This window comes from Mesorhizobium sp. M7A.F.Ca.CA.004.12.1.1 (assembly GCF_003997835.1).
GTDB lineage: Bacteria > Pseudomonadota > Alphaproteobacteria > Rhizobiales > Rhizobiaceae > Mesorhizobium.
This window is the reverse complement of record NZ_RZRK01001231.1, coordinates 1-1,163: the sequence shown is the minus strand read 5'-3', so window position 1 is coordinate 1,163 and position 1,163 is coordinate 1. Positions and strand designations below refer to the sequence as shown.

Annotated in this window: 2 protein-coding genes; both read left to right on the top strand. The window is 64.9% G+C overall.

All coding sequences use genetic code 11. The annotated features are described in order from the left end of the window. Nucleotides 1-17: 17 nt before the first annotated feature. The gene (locus EN984_RS35385; protein WP_245480193.1) at nt 18-713 is read left to right on the top strand and encodes an ABC transporter permease; all 696 of its coding nucleotides are present in this window, start codon (nt 18-20) and stop codon (nt 711-713) included. Beyond that, on the top strand, nt 710-1,163 hold a 454-nt coding region (locus tag EN984_RS35380; protein ID WP_127384392.1), incomplete at its 3' end, for an ATP-binding cassette domain-containing protein. The genes EN984_RS35385 and EN984_RS35380, both read left to right, overlap by 4 nt.

Sequence of the window (1,163 nt, the reverse complement as noted above, 5' to 3'; positions counted from 1 at the left end):
ATGCCACCTATTCCGGCATCAGGCCGACGACACTGCCGGCGCCGTCGCGCGTTTTCGAGCAAGCGCTGCTCAATCGCCAGGCGCTGGCCGACAACGCCATTCCGACCATCGGCGCCACGCTGCTCGGCTTTGCCTGTTCGCTCAGCGCTGCCTTCGTGCTGTCGATGCTGGTCGACTTCTTCCAGCCGCTGCGGCGTGCGCTGTTTCCTGTCTTAATCGTCAGCCAGACCTTGCCGCTGGTGGCGATCGCGCCGCTGGTGGTGCTCTGGTTCGGCTTCGGGCTGGCGCCCAAGATCATGCTGGTGGCGCTGGTTACCTTCTTTCCGATGCTGGTTGCATTGGTCGAGGGTTATGAGTCGACCGAGGCCGAGATCGGGCAAATGCTGCGCGCCATGGGGGCAGGGCGCTGGCGCATCTTCGTGCTGGCACGGCTGCCTTCGGCGCTGCCCTATTTCTTCGCTGGTTTGAGGATCTCCATCACCTACGCCGTGGTCGGCGCGATCTTCGCCGAATATGCGGGGGCCGCGAAGGGGCTGGGCATCTACATGCTCAACGCCAAGAACAATTTCCGTCCTGACCTGGTTCTTGCCGCCGTCGGAGTGAGCGCTGCCCTGACCCTTGTCCTGTTCGGGTTGACTGTACTGCTGCAGCGCCTTGCGATGCCCTGGGAGCGGGCCGGCAAGGAAACCGTCGGGAAGGGGCCCTGGCGATGAGCCGGCTCGAACTGCGGTATGTGCGCAAGGCGTTCGGTGGGCTCGACGTGCTGGCCGATATTTCGCTTAGCGTCGGCGCTGGTGAATTCGTCTCGATCCTTGGACCCTCGGGCGCCGGCAAATCGACACTCTTCCAGCTTCTGACCGGCGCCGAGCATGGCGAGGGCGAGATGTTGTTTGACGGCGCGCCGCTCGACGACCACGGCAGGCATTTCGCTTTCATGCCGCAGCGTGACGCGCTGATGCCGTGGCGGCGCATCCTCGACAACGCAACGCTCGGGCTCGAAGTGCAAGGCATGAGGAGACAGGCGGCGCGGGCGCGCGTTGCGCCGTTGTTTGCCGAATTCGGGCTTGCCGGCTTCGAGCGGCATTTTCCAGCGCAACTGTCCGGCGGTATGCGCCAGCGCGCGGCCTTGCTGCGCACGGTGGTGCAGGAGCGCGACATGCTCC